This is a genomic window from Streptomyces sp. SX-6 (genome assembly GCF_059089585.1).
In genome coordinates this window covers 13,359-34,975 of the sequence record NZ_JBTHHU010000054.1, presented here as the reverse complement: position 1 = coordinate 34,975, position 21,617 = coordinate 13,359, and the positions used below count along the sequence as shown (strand labels likewise).

Annotated in this window: 20 protein-coding genes and 2 pseudogenes; 13 read left to right on the top strand and 9 right to left on the bottom strand. The window is 70.6% G+C overall.

Annotation, left to right across the window (positions count from 1 at the left end; all coding sequences use genetic code 11):
• From ACV530_RS35460 to ACV530_RS35450, 3 genes and pseudogenes are all read left to right on the top strand, one after another.
• Positions 1-281 (top strand): annotated as a pseudogene (locus ACV530_RS35460) (flavodoxin-dependent (E)-4-hydroxy-3-methylbut-2-enyl-diphosphate synthase); the annotation flags it as partial.
• A 46-nt stretch (positions 282-327) separates the two neighbouring features.
• Positions 328-2,253 carry a 1-deoxy-D-xylulose-5-phosphate synthase gene (dxs, locus tag ACV530_RS35455; protein WP_494336835.1) on the top strand — a complete coding sequence of 642 codons (1,926 nt, stop codon included), beginning with the start codon at positions 328-330 and terminating at the stop codon, positions 2,251-2,253.
• Positions 2,250-3,632 (top strand): aspartate aminotransferase family protein, encoded by a 1,383-nt coding sequence (locus ACV530_RS35450; protein ID WP_494336834.1) that lies wholly within the window; start codon positions 2,250-2,252, stop codon positions 3,630-3,632. Before dxs ends, ACV530_RS35450 begins: the two co-directional genes overlap by 4 nt.
• Before the next feature lie 42 nt (positions 3,633-3,674).
• Here ACV530_RS35450 and ACV530_RS35445 read toward each other — a convergent pair whose 3' ends face one another.
• Positions 3,675-4,484, bottom strand: coding sequence for a tyrosine-protein phosphatase (locus ACV530_RS35445; RefSeq protein WP_494336833.1), 810 nt, complete (start codon positions 4,482-4,484; stop codon positions 3,675-3,677).
• Positions 4,485-4,692: 208 nt separating this feature from the next.
• Between ACV530_RS35445 and ACV530_RS35440 the strand changes: the two genes are divergently transcribed.
• Positions 4,693-5,484 (top strand): SGNH/GDSL hydrolase family protein, encoded by a 792-nt coding sequence (locus ACV530_RS35440; RefSeq protein ID WP_494336832.1) that lies wholly within the window; start codon positions 4,693-4,695, stop codon positions 5,482-5,484.
• A gap of 70 nt (positions 5,485-5,554) precedes the next feature.
• Here ACV530_RS35440 and ACV530_RS35435 read toward each other — a convergent pair whose 3' ends face one another.
• A complete protein-coding gene (locus ACV530_RS35435; protein ID WP_494336831.1) occupies positions 5,555-6,022 on the bottom strand; it encodes an ATP-binding protein in 468 nt (155 codons plus the stop codon).
• A 136-nt stretch (positions 6,023-6,158) separates the two neighbouring features.
• Between ACV530_RS35435 and ACV530_RS35430 the strand changes: the two genes are divergently transcribed.
• The 4 genes and pseudogenes from ACV530_RS35430 to ACV530_RS35415 all read left to right on the top strand — a co-directional run.
• Positions 6,159-7,025: a Sco1979 family transcriptional regulator gene (locus ACV530_RS35430; protein ID WP_494336830.1), complete on the top strand. Its 867-nt coding sequence runs from the start codon at positions 6,159-6,161 to the stop codon at positions 7,023-7,025.
• A gap of 3 nt (positions 7,026-7,028) precedes the next feature.
• Positions 7,029-7,289, top strand: coding sequence for a DUF397 domain-containing protein (locus ACV530_RS35425; protein ID WP_494336829.1), 261 nt, complete (start codon positions 7,029-7,031; stop codon positions 7,287-7,289).
• 42 nt (positions 7,290-7,331) lie between these two features.
• Entirely contained in the window at positions 7,332-8,162 is an 831-nt protein-coding gene (locus ACV530_RS35420) for an SAM-dependent methyltransferase (protein ID WP_494336828.1), read from the top strand.
• Between the two features lie 21 nt (positions 8,163-8,183).
• Positions 8,184-8,398 (top strand): annotated as a pseudogene (locus ACV530_RS35415) (hypothetical protein); the annotation flags it as partial.
• 85 nt (positions 8,399-8,483) lie between these two features.
• Here the strand turns inward: ACV530_RS35415 and ACV530_RS35410 are convergent.
• From ACV530_RS35410 to ACV530_RS35395, 4 genes are all read right to left on the bottom strand, one after another.
• Positions 8,484-9,803, bottom strand: coding sequence for a sensor histidine kinase (locus tag ACV530_RS35410; protein WP_494336827.1), 1,320 nt, complete (start codon positions 9,801-9,803; stop codon positions 8,484-8,486).
• Positions 9,800-10,456 carry a hypothetical protein gene (locus ACV530_RS35405; RefSeq protein ID WP_494336826.1) on the bottom strand — a complete coding sequence of 219 codons (657 nt, stop codon included), beginning with the start codon at positions 10,454-10,456 and terminating at the stop codon, positions 9,800-9,802. Before ACV530_RS35405 ends, ACV530_RS35410 begins: the two co-directional genes overlap by 4 nt.
• 20 nt (positions 10,457-10,476) lie before the next feature.
• On the bottom strand, positions 10,477-11,016 hold the full coding sequence (locus tag ACV530_RS35400; protein WP_494336839.1) for a class F sortase: 540 nt from the start codon (positions 11,014-11,016) through the stop codon (positions 10,477-10,479).
• Positions 11,017-11,208: 192 nt separating this feature from the next.
• Positions 11,209-11,856 carry a hypothetical protein gene (locus tag ACV530_RS35395; protein WP_494336825.1) on the bottom strand — a complete coding sequence of 216 codons (648 nt, stop codon included), beginning with the start codon at positions 11,854-11,856 and terminating at the stop codon, positions 11,209-11,211.
• A gap of 243 nt (positions 11,857-12,099) precedes the next feature.
• On the opposite strand from ACV530_RS35395, the gene ACV530_RS35390 reads away from it, so the two are divergent.
• Positions 12,100-12,318, top strand: a complete 219-nt coding sequence (locus ACV530_RS35390; RefSeq protein WP_494336824.1) for a hypothetical protein — start codon at positions 12,100-12,102, stop codon at positions 12,316-12,318.
• A 152-nt stretch (positions 12,319-12,470) separates the two neighbouring features.
• Here the strand turns inward: ACV530_RS35390 and ACV530_RS35385 are convergent, their stop codons facing one another.
• Positions 12,471-13,145, bottom strand: coding sequence for a TetR/AcrR family transcriptional regulator (locus ACV530_RS35385; RefSeq protein ID WP_494336823.1), 675 nt, complete (start codon positions 13,143-13,145; stop codon positions 12,471-12,473).
• 132 nt (positions 13,146-13,277) lie between these two features.
• On the opposite strand from ACV530_RS35385, the gene ACV530_RS35380 reads away from it, so the two are divergent.
• On the top strand, positions 13,278-14,036 hold the full coding sequence (locus ACV530_RS35380) for an SDR family NAD(P)-dependent oxidoreductase (RefSeq protein ID WP_494336822.1): 759 nt from the start codon (positions 13,278-13,280) through the stop codon (positions 14,034-14,036).
• A 396-nt stretch (positions 14,037-14,432) separates the two neighbouring features.
• Here the strand turns inward: ACV530_RS35380 and rho are convergent, their stop codons facing one another.
• The gene (gene rho, locus ACV530_RS35375; protein ID WP_494336821.1) at positions 14,433-15,743 is read right to left on the bottom strand and encodes a transcription termination factor Rho; all 1,311 of its coding nucleotides are present in this window, start codon (positions 15,741-15,743) and stop codon (positions 14,433-14,435) included.
• Between the two features lie 602 nt (positions 15,744-16,345).
• Between rho and ACV530_RS35370 the strand changes: the two genes are divergently transcribed.
• Positions 16,346-18,520, top strand: coding sequence for a TerD family protein (locus ACV530_RS35370; protein ID WP_494336820.1), 2,175 nt, complete (start codon positions 16,346-16,348; stop codon positions 18,518-18,520).
• A gap of 286 nt (positions 18,521-18,806) precedes the next feature.
• Here the strand turns inward: ACV530_RS35370 and ACV530_RS35365 are convergent, their stop codons facing one another.
• A complete protein-coding gene (locus ACV530_RS35365) occupies positions 18,807-19,163 on the bottom strand; it encodes a toxin-antitoxin system YwqK family antitoxin (protein ID WP_494336819.1) in 357 nt (118 codons plus the stop codon).
• Positions 19,164-19,570: 407 nt separating this feature from the next.
• Between ACV530_RS35365 and ACV530_RS35360 the strand changes: the two genes are divergently transcribed.
• Positions 19,571-20,290 carry an alpha-ketoglutarate-dependent dioxygenase AlkB family protein gene (locus ACV530_RS35360; RefSeq protein WP_494336838.1) on the top strand — a complete coding sequence of 240 codons (720 nt, stop codon included), beginning with the start codon at positions 19,571-19,573 and terminating at the stop codon, positions 20,288-20,290.
• A 144-nt stretch (positions 20,291-20,434) separates the two neighbouring features.
• The gene (locus ACV530_RS35355; RefSeq protein ID WP_494336818.1) at positions 20,435-21,607 is read left to right on the top strand and encodes an MBL fold metallo-hydrolase; all 1,173 of its coding nucleotides are present in this window, start codon (positions 20,435-20,437) and stop codon (positions 21,605-21,607) included.
• Positions 21,608-21,617 lie beyond the last annotated feature (10 nt).

Genomic DNA, 21,617 nt, shown 5'->3' with positions numbered 1-21,617 from the left:
AGCTGGCCGACGAGGTGACCGCGGGGCTCGAGGGCATGGAGGTCCCGCTGCGGGTGGCGGTGATGGGCTGTGTGGTCAATGGTCCGGGTGAGGCTCGTGAGGCCGACCTCGGTGTCGCCTCCGGCAATGGCAAGGGGCAGATCTTCGTCAAGGGCGAGGTGATCAAGACGGTGCCCGAGTCGAAGATCGTCGAGACCCTCATCGAGGAAGCCATGAAACTCGCCGAGCAGATGGCGGCGGACGGTGCCCCCTCCGGGACGCCTGCCGTGTCCGTGGCCTGACCGGCGGGGTGGGAAGACAAGCCTGACAGAGAAGGAGGGGGCCGGGGTGTCGCTGCTGGAGAACATCCGGGGACCGCGCGACCTGAAGGCACTGGGCGCGGATGACCTGACCGAACTCGCCGAGGAGATCCGCCACTTCCTGGTGCACGCCGTGGCCAGGACCGGCGGACACCTCGGCCCGAACCTCGGCGTGGTCGAGCTGACCATCGCCCTGCACCGGGCCTTCGACTCGCCCTCCGACCGGATCCTGTGGGACACCGGGCACCAGAGCTACGTCCACAAACTGCTCACCGGGCGGCAGGACTTCTCGAAGCTGCGCGGCAAGGGCGGCCTGTCCGGCTATCCGTCGCGCGAGGAGTCCGAGCACGACGTCATCGAGAACAGCCACGCCTCCACCGTCCTCGGCTGGGCCGACGGCCTCGCCAAGGCCAACCAGGTGCTCGGCCTGTGGAACCGCCACGTCGTCGCCGTGATCGGCGACGGCGCCCTCACCGGCGGCATGGCCTGGGAGGCGCTCAACAACATCGCCGCCGCCAAGGACCGTCAGCTGATCGTCGTCGTCAACGACAACGAACGCTCCTACGCGCCCACCATCGGCGGCCTCGCCAACCACCTCGCCACCCTGCGCACCACCGACAGCTACGAGCGCTTCCTCGCCCGCGGCAAGGAGGCCGTCCAGCGCGTCCCGCTGCTCGGCAAGCCGCTCTACGAGTCGCTGCACGGCGCGAAGAAGGGGTTCAAGGACGCCTTCGCGCCCCAGGTCATGTTCGAGGACCTCGGGCTGAAGTACCTCGGCCCGATCGACGGCCACGACATCGGCGCCGTCGAGTCCGCGCTGCGCCGGGCCAAGCGCTTCCACGGCCCCGTGCTCGTCCACTGCCGGACCGAGAAGGGGCGCGGCTACCGGCCCGCCCTCGAGGACGAGGCGGACCGTTTCCACACCGTCGGAGTGACGAACCCGCTGACCGGCGAGCCCCTGGGGCCCGCCGCCGGCCGTTCCTGGACGTCGGTGTTCGGCGACGAGATGGTCCGACTCGGCGCGGAGCGGCCGGACATCGTGGCGATCACGGCGGCGATGCTGCACCCCGTGGGCCTGACGAAGTTCGCGGAGGCGTACCCGGACCGGGTCTGGGACGTGGGGATCGCCGAGCAGCACGCGGCGACCTCGGCGGCGGGGCTGGCGACGGGCGGGCTGCACCCGGTCTTCGCGGTGTACGCGACCTTCCTCAACCGGGCCTTCGACCAGGTGCTGATGGACGTAGCCCTGCACAAGTGCGGCGTGACGTTCGTACTCGACCGGGCCGGCGTCACCGGCACCGACGGCCCCAGCCACAACGGCATGTGGGACATGTCGATCCTCCAGGTCGTCCCCGGCCTGCGCATCGCCGCCCCGCGCGACGCGGCGCAGCTGCGCGCCCAGCTCCGCGAGGCCGTCGAGGTGGCCGACGCCCCCACGGTCGTACGGTTCCCCAAGGAGAAGGTGGGCCAGGACATCCCCGCCGAGGACCGGATCGGCGGCATGGACGTGCTGCGGCGCACCGGCGACCCCGAGGTGTTGCTCGTCGCGGTCGGCGCCATGGCCCAGGTGGCGCTCGACGCCGCCGGCCTGCTCGCCGGACGGGGCACCGGCTGCACCGTCGTGGACCCGCGCTGGGTCAAGCCGGTCGACGAGGAGCTGCCCGCGCTCGCCGGGCGGCACCGCATGGTCGCCGTCGTCGAGGACAACAGCCGTACGGGAGGCGTCGGCTGGGCCGTCGCCCAGGCGCTGCGCGACGCGGGGACCGACCTGCCGGTGGAGACCTTCGGGATCCCGGAGCAGTTCCTGCCCCACGCCAAGCGCGCCGAGGTGCTGGCGGATCTCGGGCTCACCCCCGCCGAGATCGCCGGCCGGATCAGCGCCGTCCTGGCCCGTACGCAGGCGGCCGCGGCCCGGGAGGAACCCGCCGTGGAGGCCCAGAAGGAGAACGCATGACCGGCTTCGACCTCTCCGCCCTGCTCGCCGCCCGCGGTGGCGAGCGGTACGACCTGCACGCGCGGTACCTCAACCACCAACTGCCGCGCATGCTGCACACGATCGGCTTCGACAAGGTCTACGAGCGGGCCGAGGGCGCCTACTTCTGGGACACCGACGGGCAGGACTACCTCGACATGCTCGCGGGCTTCGGGGTGATGGGCCTCGGCCGCCACCATCCGGTCGTCCGCAAGGCCCTGCACGACGTCCTGGACGCCTCGCTCGCCGACCTCACCCGCTTCGACTGCCAGCCGCTGCCCGGCCTCCTCGCCGAGAAGCTGCTGTCGTACGCGCCCCATCTGGACCGGGTGTTCTTCGGCAACAGCGGCACGGAGGCGGTGGAGACGGCGCTCAAGTTCGCGCGGTACGCCACCGGCAGACCGCGGGTCCTGTACTGCGAGCACGCCTTCCACGGGCTGACCACCGGATCGCTGTCCGTCAACGGCGAGGACGGCTTCCGCGACGGGTTCGCCCCACTGCTGCCGGACACGGCGGTCCCGCTCGGTGATCTCGCCGCGCTGGAGCGGGAGTTGAGGCGCGGTGACGTGGCGGCCTTCGTGGTCGAGCCGATCCAGGGCAAGGGCGTCCACGAGGCGCCGCCCGGTTTCCTGCGCGCGGCGCAGGAGCTGCTGCACCGGCACAAGGCGCTGCTGATCGCGGACGAGGTGCAGACGGGCATCGGGCGCACCGGCGCGTTCTTCGCCTACCAGCACGAGCACGGCGTCGAGCCGGACCTGGTGTGCGTGGCCAAGGCGCTGTCGGGCGGCTATGTGCCCGTCGGCGCGACCCTGGGCAGGGACTGGATCTTCAAGAAGGTCTACTCCTCCATGGACCGGGTGCTCGTCCACTCGGCGAGCTTCGGCTCCAACGCCCAGGCCATGGCGGCCGGTCTCGCGGTGCTCGCGGTCATGGAGGACGAGCAGGTCGTCGCGAACGCCCGGCAGACGGGCGAACTGCTGCGCGGCAGGCTCGCGGCGCTGGTCGGCAAGTACGAGCTGCTGCACGACGTGCGCGGCCGAGGCCTGATGATCGGCATCGAGTTCGGCCGTCCGTCCTCGCTCGGCCTGCGCAGCCGGTGGACCATGCTCCAGGCGGCGCGCAAGGGCCTGTTCGCGCAGATGGTCGTGGTGCCGCTGCTGCAGCGGCACCGCATCCTCACCCAGGTCTCCGGCGATCACCTCGAGGTGATCAAGCTGATCCCGCCGCTGATCATCGGGGAGCGCGAGGCCGACCGCTTCGTGGACGCCTTCACGGCCGTCATGGACGACGCCCACAGCGGCGGCTCGCTGATGTGGGACTTCGGCCGCACGCTGGTCAAGCAGGCGGTCGCGAACCGCTGACGCGGCGGCGGGGCGCACGGCTCGCACGCCCCGCCGTACGCGTCAGTCGTCCGTGAGCAGGCGCTCCTGGAGCCGCTCGCGGGTCTCCGGGGTGAGCCCGAGACCCTCGGTGAGGTAGTTCTCGGTCGTCTCCCAGGTCTCCTCGATGGCGGTGAACGCCGCGGCGAGGTAGTCGGCCCGGGCCTCGAAGAACGGCGACAGCAGCTCCATCACCTCGGGGGAGGAGGAGCCGTCGGAGCCGTCGCCGCGCCGGACGTTGTAGCGGCGGTGCGGGGCGTTCGACTCCAGGTAGTCGGCCTCGATGGCCTCGTACGGCACCCCGAGCGCGAGCAGCGTCACCGCGACCGAGAGCCCGGCCCGGTCCTTGCCGGCGGCACAGTGCATCAGCGCGGGCACGCTGTCCTCGGCCAGGGAGTGCAGGATCCGGCTGTGCTCGGCAGTGCGCGTGGTGATCAGCTCGCGGTAGGTGCCGGACATCCGCTCCGCCGCCCGGCCCTCGCCCAGCACCTCCCGCAGCCGCTCCAGGCCGCCCTCGCGGACCATGTCCCAGAACTCGGTGCCGTCGGCAGGGTCGGTGAGCGGGATGTTGACGTGACACACCCCGGCGAGGGCGACGTCCGGGCCCTCCTGCTCGATGTCGGCGTCGTTGCGGAAGTCGAAGACGGTGTGCAGGCCCAGCGACTCGAGGAAGGCGGTGTCCGCCTCGGTCGCATGGGCGAGGTGGCCGCTGCGGAAGAGGACACCGGGCCGTACGCGTCTCCCGCCGGCGGCCGGCAAGCCGCCCAGATCACGGAAGTTGCGCACTCCCGCCAGTTCGGGCTCGGTCGCGGAAACGTACGGCGTCTGCGTCACGGGCACTCCCAGGGTCGGCCGCCGACGTGGGTCGTCGCAGCGGATGAACGGACTTTACGACACCGGTTGTACGGGCTGCCGCGTGCGGAGGGCACCCCCACGGGCGTATTCCGCTCCGGTTGACGTTTTCGGGGTGGGATACATCACGGCACGTCAACCCCTGGTTACGGTGGCGTAGGTCACTCCTCGGACGGAATGATGAGCTGACGTGGCAGACGATTCGAAATCAATCAGCAAGAGCGCGATCGGGTCGTACGCAGCCGTCGGGGACAGCTTCACCGAGGGCGTCGGGGACCCGGGTCCTGATGACACCTTCGTCGGCTGGGCCGACCGACTGGCCGTACTCCTGGCCGATCAGCAGGAAGAGCACACCTTCCGGTACGCCAATCTCGCGATCCGCGGCCGGCTTCTCGACCAGATCGTCGAGGAGCAGGTTCCGCGGGCGAAGGAACTCGGGCCGGATCTCGTCACGTTCTGCGCGGGGGGCAACGACATTCTGCGGCCGGGCAGCGACCCGGACGACGTGGCCGCGCGGTACGAGGCGGCCGTCGCCGAACTGGCCTCGTCCGTGGGAACGGTGCTGCTGTGCACCGGCTTCGACACCCGCGGCATGCCGGTCCTGCGGCACCTGCGCGGCAAGATCGCGACGTACACGGCACACGTACGGGCCATCGCCGACCGGCATGACTGCCCGGTCCTCGACCTGTGGTCGCTGCGCTCGGTCCAGGACCGGCGGGCGTGGAGCGAGGACCGGCTGCACCTGTCGGCCGACGGGCACACGCGGGTGGCGCTGCGCGCCGCCCAGGTCCTGGGGCTCGACGTGCCGGCCGACCCGGACCAGCCGTGGCCGGAGGAGGAGCACCGCACACCGGCCGAGGTCCGCCGGGACAACATCCACTGGGCGCGCGAGCACCTCGTGCCGTGGATCGGGCGCCGACTGCGCGGGGAGTCCTCGGGCGACCATGTCGAGCCCAAACGCCCGGACTTGCTGCCGCTGTAGTCCCAGCCGGGCTGTAGTCCCAGTCGGGCAGTAGTCTCGGCCGGGCGGCAGTCTCGGCCGGGCAGCAGTCTCAGCCGGGCAGCCGGCCGTACGGCAGATCGGCCCAGACGACGCGGCCTTGGCCCGCGTCGTCCGGGCGGACGCCCCAGGCCCGGGAGAGCGCGCCGACCAGCAGCAGTCCGCGCCCGCTCTCCTCGTCCGCGCCGCTGCACCGTGCCCTCGGTTCCGTCGGGGCGCAGCCGTGGTCGGCGACTTCTATGCGCAAGTGAGCGGCGTCCACGCGCAGTTGACAGCTGACTTTTTCGCTGTCCGTGTGCCGTACGGCATTGGTGAAGAGCTCCGACACCACCAACTGGGCGTCGTCGCACGCCGTTTCGTCGAGGCCCCACTCGCGGAGCCACGTGAGAACCCGTCGTCGTGCCTCTGCCACCGAGGCGTTGTGGGCGGGGAAGTTGAAATAGGCGCAGGCGTCCTGCGGGCGCCCGATGAGGCGGCGGCCGAGGCGCGCCGGCGAAGGTGCGTCTTGGGAGGGGACCACTCCGCAACTATGTGCGATGTGAGTCAGATGTGGCAACCTTCAGTCTGTAAATTGCAGAATCGCAAGGACAGTCTGTCGGCTCCACAGTCTGCGTGGCACACTGCTGGCATATGACGGCAGTTGGAGGGGGTGGACAGTGGGGGACGCACGGCCGACGGGGGCGCCGACCGTGCTGCGCGTCGTACTCGGCAAGCGGCTGGCGGACCTGAGGGAAAGGGCCGGGCTCTCCTTCGAGGACGCGGGCCGCGCGCTCGACGTCACACACGCCACCGTCCGCAGGATGGAGAAGGCCGAGGTCGGCCTGAAACTTCCGTACGTCGAGAAGCTGCTGCGCATCTACGGCGTCACCGGCCAGACGGAGATCGAGGGCTTCCTCGCGCTCGCCCGCGAGGCCAACCGCCCCGGCTGGTGGCACCGCTTCCGCGACGTCCTGCCCGAGTGGTTCAGCGCGTTCGTCAGCCTGGAGGGTGAGGCCAACGTCATCCGCGCCTACGAACCGCACTACGTCCCCGGCCTGTTGCAGACCGAGGACTACGCGCGGGCCGTGCTGCGGGCCGGCCAGCCGCACGCCCCCGACAGCGAGATCGAGCGCGCGGTCGCCGCCCGCCGCGAGCGCCAGCGGCTGCTCGTGCGCGAGAACCCGCCGCTGCTGTGGGTGGTCATCGACGAGACGGTGCTGCGTCGGCCCATCGGCGGCCCGGACGTCATGCGCGCCCAGGTCTCCCGACTCATCGAGGCCACCGACATGCCGAACGTACGGCTCCAGGTGATGCCGTTCGCCTCCGGGCCCCACCCCGCGATGTACGGGCCGTTCCACATCTTCCGGTTCCCCATCGAGGAACTCCCCGACATCGCCTACGCCGAGAACCTCATCGGCGCCTCGTACTTCGACCAGCGCGAGGACGTCTCCGCGTTCCTCGAGGCGCTGGACCGCATGTGCGCGCAGGCCGCGCCCGCACACACCACCAAGGCATTCCTCGGTGGCATTCGTAAGGAGATCTGAACCATGGATCTGGACCACGTGTACAACGGCATGCCCGCCGCCGACCTCGGTACCGAGGGGTGGCGCAAGCCGTGGAGCGGTGGCAACGGGGGAAGCTGCGTCGAGGCCATGCGGCTGCGGGACGGACGGGTGGCCCTGCGCCAGTCGACCGACCCGGAGGGCCCCGCGCTGATCTACACGCGTCACGAGATGGAGACCTTCATCCGGGGGGCCAAGGCGGGCGAGGCCGACTTCCTGCTCGCCGGTTCCGGGGTCGGCGACTGAGGCGACTGAGGCTACTGAGCTGAGCGAGAGGCGATCGGGGACATGAACGAACAGGACTTCGGCGAGCAGGACTTCACGGCCTTCACCGCGGAGGAGATCGACACCAGCCGGCCGCACCCGGCCCGGATGTACGACTACTACCTGGGCGGCCGCGACAACTACGAGGTGGACCGCGAGGCCGCCGAGGCCGTCGTCCGGCTCGTCCCCGACGCACGGCCCAGCGCCCGCGCCAACCGCGCGTTCATGCTGCGCGCGGTGCGCAACGCCGCGCGCAGCGGCATCCGGCAGATCATCGACATCGGCACCGGCATCCCGACCTCGCCCAACACCCATGAGGCGGCACGGGAGATCGACCCCGGGGTGCGCGTGGTGTACGTCGACAACGACCCCATCGTGGCCACGTACGCCGGGGCGAAGCTGACGAACACCGAGGGCACCGGCTTCGTCCTCGCGGACGTCCGCGAGCCCGAGGCGATCCTGCGGCACCCCGTGGTGCGCGAACTGATCGACTTCGACGAGCCGGTGGCCCTGCTGCTCGTCGCCGTCCTGCACTTCATCAGTGACGACGAGAACCCGGCGGGCATCCTCGAGACCCTGGGCAAGGCACTGCCGCAGGGCAGCCACCTCATCCTCACCCACGGCACCGGCGACTTCCACCGCCACGTCGACGGCGACGCCGCCGAGATGTACAAGAACGCCACCGCCCAGCTGACCGTCCGCGGCTTCGAGGAGTTCGTGCCCTTCTTCGACGGCTACGAACTGCTGGAACCCGGCGTGGTGCAGGCACCCCTGTGGCGCCCGGACGGCGAGCCGCCGACCGCCGAGGAGCTGGCCAGAGTGGCCTTCTACGCCGGGGTGGGCGTCAAGGAGTAGCCCTTCCTGGGCTGGACCCATGCACGACGAGCTCGTCCCGCGGCCCCCGGCATCACCGTGCTCGACGTGGACCTGCCTGCGGCGCTGGCCGTTGCACGGCAACGTACGTGGGCGGCGGCTCACAGCCAGTACGCGGCGCAGCCCACTGCCGACCGCCCGGACGGGGCCGTATCGCGACGACCGAGCCACAGCGGTGGCAGGGCGAGCCGGTGCGCGTCCTCGACCTCACCCCGTAACACCGGCTGAATGGCCGTCGCGGGCGGGGAGTTGGCGTTGTCGGGTTGAGTGATGGCAGGACCGGCCGGACACGGCCCGGGGCCGTCAACGCCCCGGCGGTGCGGGCGATTCCTCCGCGGCGCCGGGGGAGTCGGGGTCCGCGACCGGCAGGGTGAGGACGCTGACCGCGCCGCCGTCGGGCGCGTTGGCGAACTCCAGCCCGGCGCCGATCGTCTGGGCCTGGCCGGTGGCGATGGTCAGGCCCAGACCGTGGCCCTTGCTGCCGGTGGCCTGTGTACGGAAGCGTTGGGGGCCCTGGTCCAGCAGGTACTCGGGATAGCCGTCGCCGTGGTCGCGGACGGTGATCTTCGGGCCGTCGACGGTCAGGGTGACGGGCGGGCGGCCGTGCCGGTGGGCGTTGGTGAGGAGGTTGCCCAGGACCCGTTCCAGGCGGCGCCGGTCGGTCACCACACAGGTGTCGCGCACCAGGTGGACGTCCGCTTCCTGGCCCGGGATCCGCGCGGCGGCCTCGGCCAGAGTTCCCAGCCGGTGCGTGTCGAGGTCCGCCCGCTCCGTCCGCGAGTCCAGCCGGGAGATCTCCAGCAGGTCCTCGATGAGCCGGCTCAGATGCCGTACCCGGTCCCGTACCAGCTCGGTGGGGCGGCCGGGCGGCAGCAGCTCGGCGGAGGTGTGCAGGCCCGCGAGCGGAGTACGCAGTTCATGGGCGACGTCGGCGGTGAAGCGCTGCTCGCTCTGCAGCCTGTCCTGGAGGGTGGCGGCCATCGCGTCGAGAGCCGCGGCGACTGCGGCCACCTCGTCCTGCTGCCGGTGCTCGCCGGGAGCGGCGGCGCGTGGGTCGGCGACGCGGGCGCCGAGGTCGCCCGTGCTGATCCTGCGCGCCACAGTGGCGGTGCGGTGCAGTCGGCGCGTCACCCGGGAGACCGCGAAGGTGCCGACGAGCAGGGTGCAGACGATGGCCAGAACCGCGGAGATGGCGATGGCGTGGTCGAGGCCCGCGATGGTTGCCGCGCCGCGGTCGTAGTCGGCCCTGGCCGCCAGCACCTTGCCGTCCGCCGGACCGGCGGCCCACATCGTCTGCCGTCCGTCGTACTCGCCGAGCATGGTGCCGTGTTCGCCGCGCAGGGCGAGTCTGCGCAGCGGCTGGGGAAGGCCGGGAGGGTCGAACTGGCCGGTCGAGGGCAGCGGGTCGCCGGCGATGTAGGCACGGGTGGTGGTGTCCAGGTTGGCCAGTGCCTCGGAGCGGGCCTGCCGGACGGTCTGCTCGGTGACGCCGACGTGCACCAGGATCCCGAGCACCACGGCGACCGTGCAGCACGCGGCGGTGAGGAAGAAGGTGAACTTCGCGTGCAGCGTTGTGGACCAGGCCGACAGCCGCCGGGCCACCGCCCGGGCACGGATGCTCACCGGCCGGCCCCGGAAGGCGAGGTGCCGGGGACGCGGCGGTACTCCTGGGACTGGAACTCCATGGCTCCCTGACGCGCGTCCCACGAGTACACCGTGCGCTGCTGGTAGTCCGGCGAGGCCGTGTCCTCCCACACGATCAGGTCGCGGCCCGCGACCTGCACCGCCCGGGCGGTGCAGGGATACGACAGGATGCGTACGGGCTTGCCCTCGCGGAGGGTGTAGGCACGCAGGGACAGGGTGCCGCCCTCCATGTCGATGCCGACGATCAGGTCGTCCCTGCCGTCACCCGTCAGGTCGTGGTACTCGGGCAGACGCACCGGGCAGCCTCGCCCGGCCGCCGAGCACGCGGCGACCTTCTTCCGTGTCTCGTCGTCCATCCCGTCCGGCCCGGTGGCCACCTGGGGATGCGCGGCGATGTCGGCTTTGACCGTGGTGAGCGGATCCACCTTCCGGATGTCGCCGGAGGGCGTGGCGGGTCTGCCGGACCACAGGAGTCTCGGGGCCGAGGCCGTCGGGGCGGGGCCGGCGCTCACGGGTCCGCCGGTGTCCGCGCATCCGGCCAGGGGCGCCAGGATTCCCGCCGCCGCGGCCAGCAGCGCGATACGGCGCAGCGCCCGGGCGGGCGCGGTACGGGGGCGCGGCGGCCGGGGCACTGGGGGCGTCCGTTCTTGTGTCACTTCACCAGGTCGGCGTAGAGGATGATGTTGCCCGAGCGGTGGCCGTCGACGATGGGTCCGCCGCAGGTGATCAGACGCAGCTCGGGACGGTCGGTGTCACCGTAGACCTGTTCGGTCGGAAAGTCCTTCTTGTCCACTTGCTGGATCTTGCGGACGGTGAATGCCGCGGTCGTGCCGTCGGCCCGTCCCACCTTGATCACGTCGCCGAGCTTGATCTTCCCGACGTTCCTCATCAGGGCGGGGCCCTTGGCGGTGTCGTAGTGGGCGACGAGGACGGACGGCCCCTTCTCCCCGGGGGTGACGCTCTGGTCGTACCAGCCGGCCCGGTCCGCCTTGTCCACCGGCGGTACTTCCATCTCGCCGTTGCCGTCCAGCCCCAGGTCCAGGACCGGGCTCGTGTCGACGCCCGCCGACGGAATCCGCAGCCGGGTGGGCTTGGACGGCTTCATGGGTTCGGCGGCCCGTCCCGCCGGGGCGGTGGAGGCGTTCTCGACGGAGACGTCGGGCGCGGGAGCGCCGCCCTGGCCGCAGGCCATGAGCCCGCCGCCCAGGGCGAGGGCGAGCACACTCGCGAGCACGACCCCGAGGACACGGGGCTTGTCGGCGGAGGTGATCACGGGAAGCTCCTGAGGGTTCCTGGAGTGGTCGGTGAGACAGGTGCGGGAGCGGGGCGGGACCTGCGGCCGCATGCGGGCCCGTCCCGCTCCTTCAGCGCCCGCCGGCCGGGATCAGGAATCGATCCGGGCGGCGTCGCGGCGGCGCAGCATGGCGAACCCCAGACCCGCGGCGCCGGCCGCGGCGATGCCGCCCCCGGCGGCGAGCAGGGTGCCGTCGGCGGAACCGACGCCCTCGGCGCCGGCCTTGACGCCGCCCTTCGGGGTGACCTTGGTCTGCTGGCCACCACCCTGCTTCTGCTGCTGACCGGTCTTCTTGTCCTGCTTCTTCTCGTCCTTCTTGCCGCCCTCGGCCCAGGAGGTCATGGTGCCGTCAGGGTTGAGGGTGAAGTGGGCACCGTTGTGCTGTCCGTAGGCGGGCTTGCCGCCGGAGGTCTTGAGGGTGTCCCAGACGACGGTCTTGCCGGAGTCGGGCGCCGGGGCCATGATGTCGGCCTCGTAGCCGCTGCCGGTCTTGTAGACCTTGGCGGTGAAGCCGCCGGCGAGCTGCTTGGTGGCGACGAAGGTCCGCTCGGCCTTGGGCTGCTCGGTCTTCCGCTCGTCCTTCTTCTCCGGCTTGGCGGTCTCGCTCTGCGTGGCGGACGGGGACGTCTGCGGCGCGTCCGCGGCGAAGGCGACGGCCGAGGGAATGAGGATCGCGGCGCCCGCGGCGGTGGCGATCGCGGCGGTACGGATGGCGTTACGGCGACGGATGACAGCCATGGCCGTGCTCCTTCTGTCGGTGATGAAGAGAGGTTTCGTCGCCGTTCGCACCGTGTGTCCCGGCGACACGATGGAACTTATGGGGCCGCTATTGCGGTAAATCAGCAGCTACGTAACAACTGTCCATAGACACGGAGATAAAGCCGTCACTGGTTCAATCCGCAAGAAATAACCGACCGTTCCGGAGGACAACGGAATGGACGGATAGTTCCTTCGGTCAATTCCGGCTCGTACTTTCGGCCGATGCCCGCCAAATTGACTGTCGAGGAGGCGCTATCAAGTGGCCTGCGGGCGATGTTCATCGTCTGCCCGCGCCGGGAGGCGGTCCACCTGGGCCAGGACGGCGGCGACGGCTGGACGGTGAACACCGAGCGGGTGATCGACTGGTGGGCGCGTGCGCAGCGTGATCACCAGGTGATGTTGGTGAGCACTCGGCCCGCAGGCTGTTCATCAACGGCTTGAGCACAGGGGCCGGCAGAGCCGGTCAACACCGTGGGTGACACGATGAGTTGAGACGAAGGGTGGGGGAATTCGTGAAGGGTGACAGGCGGTAGATCCAGACGGCGGTCTTGGGCACTGCGGACTCGGAGACGGGGGGCGGGTGGGGTTCCTGGTCATTCCTCGGTCCTGGCGAGGGCGCCCGCGATGAGCGTTGTCAGCATCTCCTCCAGGGTGGCGGTGAAGTCCATGCGCAGGGCGGCGAGTGAGGGATCAGCTGCGTAGGCGGCGAGCATGGCGGCAGACGGCCGGGCATGGGTCCATACCGCGCCGCTCACCATGATGGCCTGGGCGCAGAGCTGGTCGGCGCGGCCGCCGAGTTCGGGGAGGTGCCGGCGGGTGAGTGCGGCCAGAGCGGCGACGTTGTCGAGGGCCGCTCGTTTGTATCGGGCGGCCACGTCCGCGGAGACGTTGTGCTCCAGGACGCCCGCCTGGGCGCTGAGCAGGTCGCACAGCACCCGGTGCTGCGCGAGGGAGTGCGCCAGGACGGCGGCGAACTCCTGACCGCGCTGGATCGGCGGGGCGCCGGGGGTGACCGAGGCGGCGAGCTGTTCGGGAAGGGCGGCGGTCCACTGCCGCCAGTCGCGGTCCAGCAGTTCCAGCAGGACGGCTTCGCGTGACTCGAAGTAGCGCAGCACGTTGGACTTCGCCAGGCCCACGCGCCGGCTCAGTTCGTTCAGGCTGAGTGCGCCCACGGACATCTCGTCGAGCATTGCTGCCGCGGTGTCGAGGATCGCCCGCCGCCGGATCTCGCGCTGTTCCTCGCTGCGCGCTCGCTGGAAGGTCGCCATGCCCCCATATTACAGACTGCCGGTCTTTTGACATTAGACCGCCGGTCTCTTAGCTTGAGTGCAAGAGACCGGCGGTCTTCTCAAGCGGGACCGCCGGCCGTGCCCACCTGTACGGGAAAGAGGTCCACCGTCATGAGCGTTGCCGGCGTCGCCCTGGTCACCGGAGCCACCACCGGCATTGGCAAGGAGACCGGCCTGGCCCTGGCCCGCGCCGGCCACGCCGTCGTCGTCTCGGGCCGCCGCAAGGAAGCGGGCGAAGCCGTCGCCCGCGAGATCCGCGACAACGGCGGGGAAGCCGCCTTCATCGCCGCCGACGTCGACTCCGAAGATTCCGTCGCCGCCCTGGTCGCGGCCACCGTCGAGCGCTTCGGCCGGCTCGATGTCGCGGTCAACAACGCCGGGGTCTCCCTCGACACCGGCCGCCTGGCCGACGAACTCACCAGCCGCTTCCAGCAGATGCTCACCACGAACGTGCTCGGCGTCTTCTGGGGCATGAAGTACCAGATCCAGCAGATGCTGGCCCAGGACACCCCCGGCGGCTCCATCATCAACCTGGCCTCGATCGCGGGCCTGGGCGGCATGCGCTACGCGGCCAATTACTCCGCCACCAAGCACGCCGTGGTCGGCCTGACCAAGTCCGCCGCACTGGAGTACGCCACCGACGGCATCCGCATCAACGGGGTCGCCCCCTCCGCTGTCAAGACCGACATCCTCAGTACCGCCATCGAGGCCGGCACATGGGACGAGGCCACCATCGCCGCCCTCCAGCCGGTGGGCCGGATGGGCCGCCCCACCGAGGTCGCCGAAGCCATCACCTGGCTCGCCTCGCCGGCCGCGTCCTTCGTCACAGGAACCATCCTCAACGTCGACGGCGGCTACAAGGCCCAGTAAAGGTCGGCGAAGCAGACCCGAAAGCCGTCCTGGGCCACTCCGACAGGGCCCGGCGCAGAGCCGTGATGGTTTGTTGGTGGACGGTGTTGGTCAATAGTTCGTGGTCGCGTTCCACGAGCACGGTCAGTAGGCGTACCAGGTGGGTTGCCGTCTCCTGGGGTAGCAGTGTCTGGTACAGCTGCTCCGCCTGCCGTCGGTTCAGCAGGTGCGCCCGGCTGGCAAGGGCGAAGTCGGTCCACTGCTGCTCATCGAGCGCGGACCGCCACAGCAGGCAGGGCGCCCTGGCCAGCGCGGTCTGCGGAGCATTCAGGAGGCGTGGCGGGCGCCCCCGAATCACTGCGTCAACAGTTCGTTGAAATTTGTCTTCCGCAACCGGTCCCGCCGCGACGTGCGCCGTCAGCCAGCGTCCGGCCGGGTGGCGGTGACCGTGCGCAGGAACTCCGTGTTGCCCGAGGACTGCTTCAGCCGGTTCAGGAGCAGCTCGGTGGCCTGCTGTGTGTCCAGGGCGCTGAGCACTCGGCGCAGCGTGCGCACGCTGGGGGTGCGGGCGGTGCCGAGCAGCAGCTCCTCACGGCGGGTGCCGGAGGCCTTCGCGTCGACGGCGGGGAAGACCCGCTTCTCGGCGAGCCGGCGGTCCAGGCGCAGCTCCATGTTGCCGGTGCTCTTGAACTCCTCGAAGATCAGGTCGTCCATCCGCGAGCCGGTGTCGACCAGCGCTGTGGCGATGATGGTCAGTGAGCCGCTGTCCTCGACGTTGCGGGCGGCGCCGAAGAACTTCTTCGGCTTGTGGAGCGCGGCGGCGTCGACGCCGCCGGTGAGGATGCGCCCGGAGGCGGGCGAGGCGGTGTTGTAGGCGCGGGCGAGCCGGGTGATCGAGTCGAGTAGGAGCACGACGTCGTGCCCGAGTTCGACGAGTCGCTTGGCCCGCTCGACGGCGAGCTCGGCGAGGGCGATGTGCTCGCGGGCGGGCCGGTCGAAGGTGGAGGCGAGGACCTCGCCCTGCACCGAGCGTCGCATGTCCGTGACCTCCTCCGGCCGCTCGTCGATGAGCAGCACCATGAGGTGCGTGTCGGGGTGGTTGCGGTTTACGGCGGCCGCGATTGCCTGCAGGAGGACGGTTTTTCCGGTCTTGGGCGGGGCGACGATCAGGCCGCGCTGGCCCTTGCCGATCGGCGCGACCAGGTCGATGACACGGGTACTGAGCAGGCTCTGGTCGGCCTCCAGGTGCAGCTGCCCGTTCGGGTGCAGCGGCGTCAGGTCAGCGAAGTCGGGACGCAGTCGCGCCTGCTCGGGCGCCTGGCCGTTGACGCTCTCGATGCGCGCCAGCGCGGGGCGGCGGTCGGCCTTGCCGCCGTTCCTGGCCTGGGCCGCAGCAGCTGTGGCGGTTCCGGTGACCACGTCGCCGGGGCGCAGGCCGAGGCTGCGGACCTGAGCCTGCGACACGTACAGGTCTTTGGGGCCGGGTTGGTAGCCGGTGGTGCGCAGGAAGGCGTTGCCGTCGCGGATGTCGAGGACACCGCAGGCGAGGCCTGCGTCGGGCTTCGCTATGGGATCCGCCGCAAGCTCGGCGGCCTGCTTGGCGGTGATGGCCTCGACGAGCTCGCTCTTGCGCAGCCGCGTGGCGCCGGTGACGCCGAGGGAGGTCGCAAGCTGGTGCAGCTCGTCCCGCAACAGGCTGTTCAAAGATGATTCGATGACGGTGCTCATGAAGGGATTCCACTTCTTTGGGTGGCGGAGAAGTCCACGCGGGACCGGCCGTGGACGGCGGCATCGCGGAGTCGACACGCGATGCCTCCGGCGCGCGGCAGGACGCCGCAGACCCGGTGATGCGATGTGCTGGGTGTACCGGATGTGCTGTGATGCTGTTTCCGGCGACATTCAGATGTCGAGCCGGTTGCTCGACCACGAGCTACTCGCGGGAGCGGGCGGAGGCGAAAGCACTCCGCTGCGATCGACTGTAGCAGAGCCCCCGTCACCGTCTTGTCAAATTCCGTCGCGGAGGGCGGAAGCCGGAGCTTGCGGACATCGGAGCGCCCGTTCTGACGCCGCCCCCGCCAGGGCCCAGGCGTGGGCGTGGGTAGAGCCGCCGTGTGAGATTCTCCTGCCGCCTCTACACCGACGTTGTGGTCGACCGGGCCCAACGACTGCCCGGCGCCAGCCACTTGGCCCTGAGTCACACCACGTGGGAGCAGGTGTGAGCTGTCCAGGTCGGACCGACTTCCCACAGAGCACCCTGCTCGCCGGCAGGTGCTCGCCGCTTTCGAAAACCCGAATGCGTCGGCTCGCGCGGTTCTGGAATCATTGCCCGGATGCTTCACCGTCTCGAACCCCTGGTCATCCGGCACACCCACCGCGTTCCCGTCTCCGTTGGGCCCGCCGGGCAAGGCAGCGTCGCAGCGCGGCAGTTCGATGCCGCGCTGATGTCCGTGGGCTTCAAGCTCTCGGCGGAACTGCTGGAGGGTCTGTCGGGGCTGGCCGAGGAGACGGTCCTCGACACCGCCGCGCGCACGCTGGAGACCGTCCGCGAGATGGCCGGCGACCACGTCCGGCACAACGTCTACTTCGTCGACTTCCCGGCCAACGTGCCGGATACGTTCGACTTCTGGGTGCAGTGCATCAGCGAGGCGCTCGCCGACGACGCGTCGCGCGAGGGCACGCTCGCCCAGCTCCGCACCGGTGTGGTCGACCTGCTGGCCCTCCCGTCGTACGGCAACTACCAGCACACCTACGCCGAGATGCTCGCCGCTCACGACGAGCTGATCGCCGCCGCGGGCGACCGCATGACGGTCCTGCACTTGGGCGGCACCCTGGACGACGAAGTCGCCGCGCTGTACCTGGCCCTGGCGGGCAGCACGACTCCGTTGGGCGAGGAGAGCCTGCGCGACCTCGGCGTACTCGCCGGGCACTGCGCCGACAGCCCCCAGCCGGAGGCGATACCGGTCCGGGAGAACCGCGCCGTCGTCAACCTCGCCCGCCTCGACGCCGGTGCGGACCTCCTGGTGGACACCGTCACCGATGTGCTCCGCCTGGCCTGCGCACTGTCGGACGGCGACGTGACCCTCGCCGAACCGACCCGCTTCCGATCCCTGTCCCGACGGGTCCGCCGCGCCCTGCTGGCCGTCCTCGACGCGGTCGTCGCGGCGTCCCCCGCCAAGCTCGCCGACGTCACCGCACACCGCGAGATGTTCAAACGGCTCGGCGAACGCCTGCACGCGCACGAGTACCTGCAGCGCTGGCCGTACGCCGCCGAGGTGTTCGCCGTCGCCCGGGGCGAGAAGGAAGCCCGGTCCTTCGACAGCCGCCTCGAGGAACTGCTCGCCGCGAACAACATCACCGGCGCGGCACGGCTGCTGGTGGCCGCCCCGGGCAAACTGTTCCGCTCCCTGGACCGCCTGCTGCGCGCGTGTGCCACCCAGGACGAGCGCGACGCCGTCATGGCCGCAGCCGAGCAAGCCGCCCCCCAGGTCTCCGGCCGCGTCCTGCTCTCGGCCCGCGAGCACTTCCACAACCGCACCCAGGAGGCGGACGAGCGCCGCGTCTTCGTCAACCGCCTCGGCCGCGCCTGGGTCACCGCCGACACCCGGCCGCCCGTGCTGCCTCCCGAGCGCAAACGCCTGATCGCCGCCCTGGACACCGAAATACGCCGCCGCCTCCCCAAGCCGGGACACCTGCTGATCGACCCCGACATCCTCGACGTCGCGCTCCCGCTCAGCGGCAAGGCCACGGCCACAGGCCTGGGCGTGTTGCCCCGCGGTTCCCTCACCCCCATCGACGGTGAACTGCTGCGGTTCTTCGTCTACTGGAAGCAGACGAGCCGCACCACCGACTTCGACCTGTCGGCACTGATGCTGGACGACTCGTACAAGACCGTCTGCTGGCTGTCGTACACCGCCCTCACACAGCTCGAAGGCGAGCACTCCGGCGACATCACCGACGCACCCGAGGGCGCCTCGGAGTTCATCAACCTGCGCCTGGGCGCCGTACGCGGCACCTTCATCGTCCCGCAGGTCAACATCTTCTCGGGAGAGGGCTTCGAGGAAGTCGAGGAGTCGTTCTTCGGCTTCATGCTGCGCGACGCCGAGCAGCAGGGCCACCCCTTCGAGCCGCGCACCGTGCGCATGAAATCCGAGCTACGCGGCCTGGGCAGGGTCGCGCTGCCGCTCGCGTTCGTACGAGGCAACGACGGACGCTGGCGCGCCAAGTGGCTGCACCTGTACCTCAAGGGCAACCCGAACGCCAACCAGGTCGAGGGAAACCAGGTATCGGTCGCAACGCTGCTGCGCGGCATCGTCGAGCGCGACCACCTCACGGTCCGCTACCTCACCAACCTGATGACCGACCACGCCACAGCCACCACACTCTGGGACGGCGTGACGGTCCCGGACGGCCCCGTCACCTACATCGGCCTGCAACGCCCGGACGGACTGCACCCGGACTCCCGGATCGTCACCCCGGAAAACCTGCGCGACCTGATCCCCGGCTGACTGCTACCGTTGGCCCCGGCGAGGCCATGAACGGACTTCCTTCTCAACCTCTCTGACGCTAGTCCCTTCGCTTTCCTCGCCCTTGACGTCACGTCGGGGTGCCATACAGCACCCCGACGTCGTCATCGATGACGACGGTGGTGGCGAGGAACGCTGAGGACCACCCGGTCGCCGGGCGGCTGCCAGCCCCGGGAGATGGTCCGGCGGCCCAGGCAGCCTGCCGGGCCCGGACGGGTACCTCGATTGAGCGACGAAGCGTCAGGTCGGCTTGCTTGGGGCGCCCGGATCAGCCGGATCGGCGGATCGCTTTGTCCAAGGTGAGCTCACCGGCGGCGTTCCAGCGCTTTCTCGTCATCACCCGGCCGTGCTCATCCAGGACGACCAGCTCCGACATGTGGCCATTGGCGTGCCAGTACCGCCACTCACCCACGGCGGCGCCCATCCTGGTGACGCCCTCGGTCCGCTTGGTCCCGTCCGGCCACCACGCCTGCTGCGGCCCGTGTTCGATGCCGTCGGCGTAGCTGAAGAGCATCACCAGCTGCCCGTTGTCCGCGTGCTTCTCGACTTCGCCGGTGAGGAGCGCGTCTTCGTAACAGGTGCGCCCGTGCTCGTCCAGGTACGCCTGATCGCTGCTGATTCGCATCGCCTGCTCCGTCACGGGGGTCATGGCCGGTCTCTCGGACCGTGGTTGAACGCCGTCGCTGTGGGCTCGGCTGACTGGAGTCGTCAGGACACGGCAACCCACGCGGGTGCCGATCACGGGTTCTCGCCCTACCGCCAGCATCGCATGGCGGCTCTCGTTGTCGCTTCTCAAGAAGTATCGGCCCCGCGCTCGTGGGGATGGTCTCCCGTCAAGACGGCACGGTGTCGGGCCTGGTGTCACCTCCGCGCACAGAGATGGCAGCTTGGTGCGATGGACTGGACAGCACCGGTGAGCGCAGTGATCGGCGGCATGGCAGCCGTCGCTTCTGCATACCTGGCGGATCGCACGCGCTGGCGCTCATTGGCGACGTTTCCCAGCAGTAAGCGTCAGCTGCGAACATGGGAATGGTGGAAGACGGATTGTTCCCGCGCGACAGGGCAGAGGTCGCCCCTGGCGCCGTTCACGTGCCGGACTGGCTGGATCTCGACGCCCAGCGCGAGGTGCTCGCGGCCTGCCGGGAGTGGGCACGGCCGCCGGCCGGGCTGCGGACAGTGCGTACGCCTGGCGGGGGCACCATGTCAGTGCGGCAGGTTTGCTTGGGCTGGCATTGGGGTGTGGTGCCCCGGTGCCCGAACTGCGGGAAATCGGTACGGGAAAATCCGCAGTGCCCCGGCTGGCACTGGTACCCGTACGGCTACGCCCGCACCGTCGTCGACGGCGACGGTGCGCCCGTCAAGCCCTTCCCGGCCTGGCTGGGCGAGCTGGCCCGGGAGGCGGTGACCGCGGCGTACGGCAGCGCGCCCGGCGCGGAGCCGTACGACATCGCGCTCGTGAACTTCTACGACGCCGGCGCGAGGATGGGCCTGCACCGCGACAGCGACGAGAAGTCCACGGCGCCCGTCGTCTCGCTCAGCCTCGGTGACTCCTGCGTCTTCCGCTTCGGCAACACCGAGGGCCGCACCCGCCCCTGGACGGACGTGGAGCTGCGCAGCGGCGACCTCTTCGTCTTCGGCGGCCCGTCCCGGCTCGCCTACCACGGGGTGCCCCGCACCCTCCCGGGCACGTCGCCCGCGTACCTGGACCTCTCCGGCCGCCTCAACATCACGCTGCGGGTGAGCGGGCTCTGAGTCGCTGCGCCCGAAAATCGGATGCGTTCGGCGGCGTGAACCTGCACAGTGGGTCACCGTCGGGCAGCTGCCGACCGCCCGGGCCGTAACGGGGGTGGGCCCGGGCGGATAATGGGCTGACCTGCCCCTTCCCCAGGAGGTGCCGTGACCGGCTTCCGCTCCCAGCGCTCACCGCTCGACGCCCTGCGACCCGCCGCGTTCGGGGCGGACCCGTCCGGTGAGCGCATGGCGCGCATCAGACGGTCGCCGAACTTCGCGAACGGGGTGTTCGTCAATCCCGAGGCGACCTCGCGGAGGCCGTCCGGCTCGATGCTGAAGCTCCTGCCGACCTACTTCCGCAAGGACGAGCGCGCCCGCCGGGCCCCGGCCCAGGCCATTCCCGTGCACCCCACGACCGTGGCCGACCTGGCGGCCCCCGCCGCGTCCGGGCTGCGGCTCACGTGGATGGGGCACTCCAGCGTGCTGGCCGAGATCGACGGGCACCGGGTGTTGTTCGACCCGGTGTGGTCCGAGCGCTGCTCGCCCTTCGCGTTCGCGGGCCCCCGGCGGCTGCACCCCGCGCCCGTACCGCTGGCCGAGGCGGGACGTGTGGACGTCGTCGTCATCTCCCACGACCACTACGACCACCTGGACATGCCGACCGTCAAGGCGCTCGGCCGCCGCGGCACGGCCTTCGTCGTCCCGCTGGGCGTCGGCGCGCACCTGGAGCACTGGGGCGTACCGGCCGGGCAGATCACCGAGCTCGACTGGCACGAGTCGGCCGAGGTCGGGGAGCTCACCCTCACCGCCACGCCCGCCCGGCACTTCTGCGGCAGGGCGCTGCGCAACACGCAGCACACGCTGTGGGCGTCCTGGGTGGTCGCGGGCCCGCAGCACCGGATCTTCCACAGCGGCGACACCGGTTACTTCCCCGGCTTCGCCGAAATCGGCGAGAAGTACGGGCCGTTCGACGCCACGATGGTGCAAATCGGTGCATATTCGGACTTCTGGCCTGACATTCACATGACCCCCGAGGAAGGGATGCAGGCGCACCTCGACCTCCAGGGCGGCGACCCCGCGCGCGGAATCATGATGCCGATCCACTGGGGCACGTTCACTCTCGCCACGCACCCCTGGGAGGAGCCCGCGGAGCGTACGGTCGCCGCCGCACAGCGGGTGCGGGCGCGATGGGCCGTGCCGCGCCCCGGGCAGCCGTTCGAGCCGGTGGACGGGCTCGCCCCCGACCTGTGGTGGCAGGACGTCGCGGCACCGGCGGGCGCCAGGGTGTCCGTCCCGCGGCCCGAGCCGGAGGCCGAGGCCGTGCTCTCCGGGAGCTGAGCCCCGAAGA